Annotated in this window: 10 protein-coding genes; 4 read left to right on the top strand and 6 right to left on the bottom strand. The window is 73.3% G+C overall.

What is annotated here, in order from left to right; genetic code table 11:
- From E1291_RS35500 to E1291_RS35480, 5 genes are all read right to left on the bottom strand, one after another.
- On the bottom strand, nt 1-1,147 hold a 1,147-nt coding region (locus E1291_RS35500), incomplete at its 3' end, for a DNA translocase FtsK 4TM domain-containing protein (RefSeq protein WP_207401110.1).
- A 92-nt stretch (nt 1,148-1,239) separates the two neighbouring features.
- Nucleotides 1,240-2,928 (bottom strand): ribonuclease J, encoded by a 1,689-nt coding sequence (locus E1291_RS35495; RefSeq protein WP_131742437.1) that lies wholly within the window; start codon nt 2,926-2,928, stop codon nt 1,240-1,242.
- The gene (gene dapA, locus E1291_RS35490; RefSeq protein WP_131742436.1) at nt 2,925-3,863 is read right to left on the bottom strand and encodes a 4-hydroxy-tetrahydrodipicolinate synthase; all 939 of its coding nucleotides are present in this window, start codon (nt 3,861-3,863) and stop codon (nt 2,925-2,927) included. Before dapA ends, E1291_RS35495 begins: the two co-directional genes overlap by 4 nt.
- A gap of 236 nt (nt 3,864-4,099) precedes the next feature.
- A complete protein-coding gene (locus E1291_RS35485) occupies nt 4,100-4,297 on the bottom strand; it encodes a hypothetical protein (protein WP_131742435.1) in 198 nt (65 codons plus the stop codon).
- A gap of 102 nt (nt 4,298-4,399) precedes the next feature.
- A complete protein-coding gene (locus E1291_RS35480; protein WP_242614582.1) occupies nt 4,400-5,527 on the bottom strand; it encodes a glycoside hydrolase family 18 protein in 1,128 nt (375 codons plus the stop codon).
- Between the two features lie 239 nt (nt 5,528-5,766).
- Between E1291_RS35480 and E1291_RS42630 the strand changes: the two genes are divergently transcribed.
- Nucleotides 5,767-5,937 (top strand): hypothetical protein, encoded by a 171-nt coding sequence (locus E1291_RS42630; protein WP_165495452.1) that lies wholly within the window; start codon nt 5,767-5,769, stop codon nt 5,935-5,937.
- A 10-nt stretch (nt 5,938-5,947) separates the two neighbouring features.
- Here E1291_RS42630 and E1291_RS35475 read toward each other — a convergent pair whose 3' ends face one another.
- On the bottom strand, nt 5,948-6,385 hold the full coding sequence (locus E1291_RS35475) for a VOC family protein (RefSeq protein WP_242614581.1): 438 nt from the start codon (nt 6,383-6,385) through the stop codon (nt 5,948-5,950).
- Between the two features lie 101 nt (nt 6,386-6,486).
- Between E1291_RS35475 and E1291_RS35470 the strand changes: the two genes are divergently transcribed.
- From E1291_RS35470 to E1291_RS35460, 3 genes are all read left to right on the top strand, one after another.
- Nucleotides 6,487-7,095: a CGNR zinc finger domain-containing protein gene (locus tag E1291_RS35470; RefSeq protein WP_131742434.1), complete on the top strand. Its 609-nt coding sequence runs from the start codon at nt 6,487-6,489 to the stop codon at nt 7,093-7,095.
- An 89-nt stretch (nt 7,096-7,184) separates the two neighbouring features.
- Nucleotides 7,185-7,805, top strand: a complete 621-nt coding sequence (locus E1291_RS35465; RefSeq protein ID WP_131742433.1) for a GNAT family N-acetyltransferase — start codon at nt 7,185-7,187, stop codon at nt 7,803-7,805.
- Between the two features lie 44 nt (nt 7,806-7,849).
- Nucleotides 7,850-8,457 (top strand): MFS transporter (locus E1291_RS35460; protein ID WP_242614580.1); only part of this gene is annotated, 608 nt, incomplete at its 3' end.

Genomic DNA, 8,457 nt, shown 5'->3' with positions numbered 1-8,457 from the left:
CGCCGTCCGGGCCGCCGGGCGGCTCGGCGTCGTCGGCCGCCGGCGCGGGCGGCGGGACCTCCGCGCCGAACGGGTCCGGCTCGAACAGGTCGTCGGCCAGCCGGCGGCGGGACCGCGCGGAGGGCTTCTTGGGCGCGTCCTCCAGCAGCGGCGTGTCGTAGGGCTTGGAATGCTCGCCGACCTCGAGCTCGGGGTCGTCCTCCTGCTCGGCGGCCTTGCCGCGGCGGCGCCGGCGCTTCGGCGCGTCCTGCTCGGGCTCCTCCTCGGCCGGATGCTGCGGGCGGCCCTGCAGGGTCGCCACGGACCACAGGTCGGTGAAGCGCTCGGGCACCCGGTTGATGGGCGTCGCGGTGACGACCATCAGCCCGAAGAAGGCCAGGAGCAGCAGCAGCGGGACGGCGACCCAGCCGCTCAGCCCCGCCTTCAGCGGCGCCGAGACGAGCCAGCCGACGACGCCGCCCGCCGCGCGCACCCCGTCCATGTCCTTGGCGGGGGACGGCACGCCGGCGGCGATGTGCAGGACGCCGAGCACGCCCACCGTGAGCGCGCTGCAGCCGATGATGACGCGGCCGGTGTCCTCCTGCCGCACCGGGTTGCGGAGCGTGTGCCAGGCCAGGACGAGGAGCACGAGGGGGAGCACCATCGCCGGCAGGCCGAGGCCGCCGCGCACGATCTTCTCCAGCGCGATCGTGACGACGCCGTCGGGCCGGAACCAGGTCACCGCGGCCAGCAGGATCGACGAGCCGAGCAGGGCGAGCCCGAGACCGTCGCGGCGGTGCTCGGCGTCGAGGTTGCGCGCGCCGGCGCCGTAGGCGCGGGCCACCGATCCCAGCGTGAACGCGGCGAGCTGGTAGAGGCGGACCACCAGCCGCGCGAGCCCGATGAAGACCTGGCCGATCGGGTTCGGCTGCCTGACCGGGCGGCCCTTGGCCGGGCCCCGCCCGCCGCCGTTCCGGGCGCCGGAGCCCCGGGCGCCGCCCTTCGGGCCGTTCCCGGCGCCCTTCTTCGCGCCGCCCTTGGCATTGCCGCCCTTGGCGGCACCACCGCTCGGTCGCTTGCGGGGGGCCGCCGAGCCTGCGGGTTTGCGAGCCGCGCTGCCCCCGGCACGTGAGGTGCTCTTCGCCCCTCCGGACGCACGTGTGGCCATGATGACGAGAGTAACCAAGGACCTCACGCGTTCCGGGGAACGCCGAACGGCGTGTCGCCCACCTGTGGCGACACGCCGTACCGAGCGCGCGGTCAGACCTCGACGACCACCGGGATGATCATCGGGCGGCGGCGGTAGTTGTCGCTCACCCACTTGCCGACGGTGCGCCGGATGATCTGGCTGATCTGGTGCAGGTCGTTGACGCCGTCGCCGGCCGCGTCCCGCAGGACCTGCTCGATCCGCTCGATGACCTCGTCGAAGTCCTCGTTGACGATGCCGGCGCCGCGGGCGTGGATCTCCGGCCCGGCGACGAGCTTCCCGGAGGTCGAGTCGATCCCGATGACGATGGAGACGAAGCCCTCCTCGCCGAGGATCCGCCGGTCCTTCAGCGAGGTCTCGGTGACCTCGCCGACCGACAGGCCGTCCACGTACACATAGCCCGCCGGAACCGCGCCGACGATCTTGGCCTGGCCGTCCACGAGATCGACGACCACGCCGTCCTCGGCGATGACGATGTTCTCGTCGGGCACGCCGGTGAGCGCCGCGAGCTTGGCGTGCGCGCGCAGGTGCCGCCACTCGCCGTGGATCGGCATGAAGTTGCCCGGCTTGGTCATGTTCAGCACGTACAGCAGTTCGCCCGCCGACGCGTGCCCGGACACGTGCACGAGCGCATTGCCCTTGTGGACGACCCGCGCCCCCCACCGGGTGAGGCCGTTGATGACCCGGTTCACCGCGTTCTCGTTGCCGGGGATCAGCGAGGACGCCAGCATCACGGTGTCGCGGTCGGTGATGCGGATCTGCTGGTGGTCGCGGTTGGCCATCCGCGACAGCGCCGACATCGGCTCGCCCTGCGAGCCGGTGCACACCAGCACCAGCCGGTCGGCCGGGACGTCGTCGAGCTCCTTCGGCTCGACCATGATGCCCTCGGGGACGTCCAGGTAGCCGAGCTCGCGGGCGACGCCCATGTTGCGCACCATCGAGCGGCCGATGAAGCAGACCTTGCGGCCGTTGGACACGGCCGCGTCGAGCACCTGCTGGACGCGGTGCACGTGCGAGGCGAAGCACGCCACGATGAGCCGCTCCTGCGCGGTGCGGAACACCTCGTCGACGACGGGCCCGATGTTGCGCTCGCTGGTGACGAAGCCGGGGACCTCGGCGTTGGTCGAGTCCGACAGCAGCAGGTCGATGCCCTCGGCGCCGAGCCGGGCGAACCCGGGCAGGTCGGTGAGCCGGCCGTCCAGCGGGAGCTGGTCCATCTTGAAGTCGCCGGTGTGCAGGACGAGCCCGGCGCGGGTGCGGACGGCCAGCGCGAGCGCGTCCGGGATGGAGTGGTTGACGGCGAGGAACTCGCAGTCGAACGGCCCGAAGGAGCGCCGGTCGCCCTCGGCGACGACGTCGGTGACCGGCTTGATGCGGTGCTCGGTGAGCTTGGCCTCCAGCAGCGCCAGCGTCAGCCTCGACCCGACCAGCGGGATGTCGCGGCGCTCGCGCAGCAGGTAGGGGACGGCACCGATGTGGTCCTCGTGGCCGTGCGTGAGGACGACGGCCTCGATGTCGCCGAGCCGTTCCCTGATGTACTCGAAGTCGGGCAGGATCAGGTCGATTCCGGGCTGCTCGGTCTCCGGGAAGAGCACGCCGCAGTCGACGACGAGCAGGCGTCCGTCCCGCTCGTACACCGTCATGTTGCGGCCGATCTCCCCCAGGCCGCCCAGCGCCACGATGCGCAGGCCGTCTCGTGGAGGCGCGGGCGGCCGGGGCAGCTCCGGGTGAGGATGACTCACCGGGCGACCTCCGGCATGGCGACCTCCGGCACTGTGACTCCCCCAATCGTCAGGTCCTCGCGCAGGCGCGCCGCGAACTCCGCCGTGGCCTCCACGAGCGGCGCGCGCAGCGGGCCGCCTCCGGGAAGCCCGAGCAGGTTCAGCGCTGCCTTGACGGCGATGGCGCCCTGCGTCCGGGTCATGATGGCGGTGACCACGGGCAGCAGCCGGCGATGGATCTCCAGCGCCCGACCGTGCTCACCGGCGCGGTGTGCGTCGATCATCTCATGGAGTTCGGTACCCACGACGTGCCCGACCACGCTGACGAACCCCGCGGCGCCCACCGACAGCCATGGCAGGTTGAGGTTGTCGTCGCCGGAATACCAGACCAGGTCGGTCTCGGCCATCACCCTGGAGGCGCCGAACAGGTCGCCCTTGGCGTCCTTCACGGCGCTGATCCGCGGGTGCTCGGCGAGCCGCAGGAGGGTCTCGTTCTCGATCGGCACCCCGGCGCGGCCGGGGATGTCGTAGAGCATGTTCGGCAGGGCCGTGGCGTCCGCCACCGCGGTGAAATGCCGGAACAGCCCCTCTTGTGGGGGCTTGTTGTAGTACGGCGTGACCACGAGCAGCGCGTGCGCACCGGCGGCCTCGGCCTGCCGAGCGAGCCGGAGGCTGTGCTCGGTGTGGTTGGTGCCGGCACCGGCGACGATCACTGCCCGGTCGCCGACCGCCTCGATGACGGCGCGCAGCAGGTTCTGTTTCTCATCGTCGCTCGTCGTCGGCGACTCGCCCGTCGTCCCGTTGACGACGAGGCCGTCATGGCGCCGCTCGTCGACCAGATGGGTCGCCAGGCGCGCGGCGCCGTCGTAGTCGACGCCGCCGTCGGGCAGGAACGGGGTGACCATCGCGGTCAGCATCCGCCCGAACGGCGCGTCGGTCGTTGTGCTGGGTGCCATGCATCGAACGGTACCGTTCCGGCCGGTGGCCTTGGACCCGCAGGTCCCTCCCCGCCAGGGAACGTTCCGCGCCCCACCCGCGCGATCAAGTCAGAAGCCGTCGCCACACGCTCGGGGGTACGCGTGGCGACGGCTCCCATCACCACATCGTTGCACGCAAAAGCCGCGTTACGAGGTCGGTCCGGCCACGTACCGGACTCGGTTGGATAACGTGACCGTGCTCGTGAACGCCGCGCTCAGGCGCTCTCGCGGGACGCGGTGAGCTCGTGGAGGCGGACGCGCAACTCCTCGACGTCGGGCGTCCGGACGAGGTCGTTGCCCCGGACGGCCCACCAGACGCCCGACCCGCCCCTGCCGATCCGCCAGCCGGTGAACTCGGCTGCCAGTTCGCTGAGCCGGTCGGCACCCTGCCTCGTGGTCTGCTCACTGCCCATCTCGGCCGTCCCCACTTCTCTCTCCGTCCACCGGCAGGGGGGCGCGCACCCTGCTGTCCGCACTTACGGATACCCCAGCGAAGCGCTCCTATCCAAACTCTTCTACCTGCGGAAACTTGAGAAAGGGCCGGTCACCGCCCGGGTTTGCCCGCCGCCGGAATCCGGTTTCCCGCGGGGAAGCCACAGCGAGCGATAGCGGTCCCAGTCCGCGGCGTCGGTGGTCCATTCCGCGTAGACGCCGACGCCGTACGGGCGGCGCGGCGGCCGGTCCAGCGCGTCGATGCCGCGCCGGACCCCGCGCAGCGCCACGCCCAGGTCCTCGGCCCAGTCCATCAGCGGGCGGTAGGTGGGGACGCCGATGAACACCGTCGTCCGGTCGCCGATGAGCTCCAGGGTCCTGCGCGTGTGGTGGGCGAAGTGCCATCCGGCGAGCGATCGCGTCGGGAGCGACACGTCGTAGGTCATGACCGCGACCTGGTCGGCCCGGTCCGCGACGTCGCGCAGGAAGCCCGCCGTCGGACGCGGCGGATAGTGGCCCGCCCCGTGGCGCGGAAGCAGCGCCTTGTAGACGGGCTGGGCGGCGTCCACGAGCCCCGGCTGCTCCAGTGACACCGAAAGCAGCCTGCCCCGGCTTCTGGTCAGCGCCCGCGTCCGGTCCAGGAGCGCGAGGAACGCACGGTCGTCGGGGTAGATGGGCTCGAAGTCGTAGTGGATGCCGTCGAAACCGAGGTCGAGGAACGTCGCGTCGGTCCTCAGCACGCGGTCGCGCACCGCCGGATCGTCCAGGTCGATGATGCCATGGCCTTCCACCTTCCGGATCTGCCCCAGGTACGCCTGCGCGCGAACGCCCGGCGCGTACCTGCGGACCGCCGCGACGAGCTGTCGCGCGTAGCGGTACTTGGCCGCGGGCACCGTTCCGTCCGCCTCGACCGGGCCGGCGTGAAAGTACACGTCACTCATGCGGTTGCGCCTAAGGAGCTCACCAAGGGCGCGGTATTCGGCGTCGCTGTGCGGTTCGCCCACCCACTGGTGCCGTGCCCACAGCGCGTTCGTGCCGGTGCCGCGCGCATGCGGCTCGGGCTGCCACCAGACCCATGCCCCGGCGAACACGAGCGCGGCCAGGCCGAGCACGTACGCCACCGCCCAGCCCGCCCAGCGCAGCGTCCTGCCCAGCGTCCAGCGCCGGGCCCCGCCGCGCCGCGTCACGGCCCGCCTCACCGTCCCCGTCATGCGCCCATGATCGCGGATAGTCCGGACGAATCGGACGGGCATGGCATGGTCCGGTCAACAAACGATCATGATTGTGCCCGGAGCGCGCGCCCCGCCGCCGGATCGTTGACAGCGGGACGACCATGCGTGTACGAGGCGGCTCAGCGGAACCGGAGCCCGGCCAGGGCACCCGGCCATCGCGGTCCTGAGGGGGAGCCGTCCGCTCCGAACCCGATCATCGGGATGGAGGTCGAGCCGACATGCGAGTACGACCGAACCGGACCAGCGCCCTGCTCAGCACGCGGGCACTCGTGATCATGATCGTGGCGATCGGCGCGGCGGCCCTGTGCGCCGCCGCGCCCAGGGCCGCGGTTCCCATCGGCGTGGGCGTCGGGGTCGTCACCCTGCTCGCCCAGATCGTCCGAGACTGACCGAGCGAACCTACCGTCCGAGTGACCGGTCCCCGCCGGACCCGCCCGGGTCCGGCGCGGGGTCGGTGCAGAAGCAGAACTCGTTGCCCTCCGGGTCGCGCCAGACGCGGAACGGCGCGTGCGGGCGCCCGAGGGGCCCGCTGGCCGGCGTCGCCCCCAGCCGCTCCGCCCGTTCTCCGGCGGCGTGGATGTCGGGGACGTCGAGGTCGAGGTGCAGCCGGTTCTTGACCGCCTTGCGCTCGGGGACGAGCTGGAACGACAGCACGGGCCCCCGGTCGCCGAGCGGGCCGAGGTCGAGCCAGTCGTCCACCCGGCCGGACGTCTCCATCCCGAGCAGCCCGCCCCAGAACGCGGCCATCACGTCCAGGTCGGCGCAGTCGATCACGATGTTCGCGACCCTCGGGTTCACCGGCCGCCTCCGTCCGTACACGATCTCCGAGCTTGTCACCTGCGAAACAGTAATGCCGGTGTCGCCATGCGCGCAACCATCGAAACAGGATGACCGGTGTCGGCTCTTGGTAGGGTGACGGACGACAGGCAGGAGGGGTGATGGCCGAGGCTCATCCCGGCAAGGACGCCGCCGCGCATCTGCTGCGGGACTTCGTCAACACGCTGGACGTCGAGACCGGCGCCGACGAGCTCACCGCGCCCGCGGCGGTGGCGGAGTGGCTGGCCGGGCGCGGCCTGGTCCCGGCCGCGGGCCCGGCGCACGAGACCGACCTGGCGACGGCGATCGCGCTGCGCGAGGGGCTGCGCGCCGCGATGCGCGCCCACCACGGCCCGCTCTCGTCCGCGACCGGCCGGGACGAGGCCCGCGAGGAGGCCCTCGCCGACGATCTCGAGGACGCGCTCGCCGCGCTCCCGCTGCGGATCACGCTCGCCGGCCCGCGCCCCGCCCTCGTCCCCGCCGACGCCCCCGACACCGCGGTCCGCGCGGGCCTCGCCCACATCGCCGCCGCCGTCATGGACGCGGCGGCGGACGGCACGTGGACCCGCCTGAAGGTCTGCCTGGAGGACACCTGCCGCTGGGCGTTCCTCGACACGTCCAAGAACCGGTCCCGGTCCTGGTGCTCGATGCGCGTGTGCGGCAACCGCACCAAGACCCGCGCCTACCGCGCCCGCCGCCGCACCCCGCCGGGCCGTCCCGCGGCGGGCTGACCTCCGCCGCCGCGCCGGGTCCGCCGCGCGCGGCGCCCGGCCTCCCTCTAGGGTGTGCGTGATCCCGGACGAGAGGACGTGCTGAGGCCATGGCTGCCATGGGGGCCGAGGTGGGCGTGCGGCCCGCGCGCCGGGCGGACGCCGCCGCCGTCGCCGACATCCAGGTGCGCGCCTGGCGGCAGGGCTACCGGGACCTGCTGCCCGCCGCCGCCCTGGACCGGGTGACCGGCCGGGACGCGGCCGAGGCGTGGCGGGAACGGTGGGCGCAGGCCGCCGCGGCGCCGCCGAGCCCCCGGCACCGGCTGCTGGTGGCGGTCGCGTCCGAGCTCGTCGTCGGGTTCGCCGCGCACGCCCCGGCCGAGGACCCCGACCACGACCCCGCCGTGACCGCCGAGCTGGTCGCGCTGCTGGTCGACCCCCTGCACGCCCGCGCCGGGCACGGCAGCCGGCTGCTGGCCGCGACCGTGGACCTGCTGCGCGAGGACGGGTTCGAGACCCTCGTCACCTGGACGTTCGAGGGCGACGACGTGACACGGGCGTTCCTCGGCTCGGCGGGCTGGGCGCCCGACGGGACGGCCCGCGACCTCGACATGGGCGAGCCCGTCCGGCAGATCCGCCTGCACACCGACATCCGCCCCGGAGCCGGCGGCGAGGGTCCCGGCGGCGCCTCCGGCGGCACCGCCCCCGATGGCGGCACGGGTGTTGGGTAGGGGCCGGTGAGGGGCACCGGGCGCCCGGCCTTATGTTTGAAGCCGTGCCCAAGTCCACGTCCTTGACGCCGCCGCGCGTTCCCGCGCCGGTCCCGGCGGCCGGCCGCCGCCGCTGGCTCGGCATGGTCGTCATGAGCCTGGGCGTCTCGCTGATCGTCGTGGACGCCACCATCGTCGGCGTCCTGCTGCCGCGGATCGTCACGGACCTGGACCTCTCGGCCGCCGGCGCGGAGTGGGTCACCTCGGTGTACTCGCTGGTGTTCGCCGCGCTGCTGATCCCGTTCGGCCGGGCGGGCGACCTGTTCGGGCGGCGCCGGATGTTCGTGCTCGGGGTGGCGGTGTTCGCGGCCGCGAGCCTGCTGGCCGCCCTGGCGGGCGGCGGCGGCGCGCTGGTGGCAGGGCGGGCGCTGCAGGGCGTCGGCGCCTCGATGATCATGCCGGCCACGCTGTCCACGGTGAACGCGGTGTTCACCGGCCGCGACCGCGCGGTCGCCTTCGGCATCTGGGGCTCGCTCATCAGCGGCATGGCCGCGCTCGGCCCGCTCGCCGGCGGCGCGGTCGCGACCGGCGGCGGCTGGCGCTGGGCGTTCGGGATCAACCTGCCGCTCGGCGCGGCGCTGATCGCCGGGGCGCTGGCGCTGATGCCCGAGAC

This window comes from Actinomadura roseirufa (assembly GCF_900659635.1).
GTDB lineage: Bacteria > Actinomycetota > Actinomycetes > Streptosporangiales > Streptosporangiaceae > Spirillospora > Spirillospora roseirufa.
The sequence above is the reverse complement of the archived record's forward strand: the minus strand, read 5'-3'. Positions and strand labels throughout refer to the sequence as shown.